Raw genomic sequence first — 484 nt, forward strand, 5'->3', positions numbered from 1 at the left:
GCTGTGCTGTTGTTTGTCCAAGATAAAGTTCCAGAGTTAGAAGTAACTGCCGAAGTTAATGGAACTGTCGGTCCAGGACATGTTGGAGGTGGTGCACAAGTTACGTTAGCAACCCATCCAGGGTTATTGATAATACCATCACTTCTAAATCTAAAAGTTAAACATCCATCAGGACTAGACGATGTGAATGGTCCAGGAATAGTAGTCCCCCAATAAGATCCAGCTAAACCTCCAGGAACATTTCCTGCACCGTTAGCACTTGGTATTTGTGGAGCTGTTATTGAGTTTCCGTTAAACACATACAAACCATCCCATGTTGCCTCAGTATTGAATGAAGTGAAGGTAACTGTTACAACATCTCCTGGTGTAACAGGGCAAATTGTAACTGTTGAGTCAGTATTATTAGCGTAATTAGCTGCGGATCCACCTGGATCTGTAAAAGTTCCGCCACATGCTGGTGGAGTAATTTGTGTTTGAATATTTG

1 protein-coding gene is annotated in these 484 nt (G+C 42.1%); it reads right to left on the bottom strand.

From position 1 onward, the window contains the following. A partial coding sequence (locus ACODSI_RS15075) for a CUB domain-containing protein (protein ID WP_488917675.1) occupies positions 1-484 on the bottom strand: 484 nt, incomplete at both ends.

It is taken from the genome of Flavobacterium sp. FG139 (assembly GCF_057809695.1).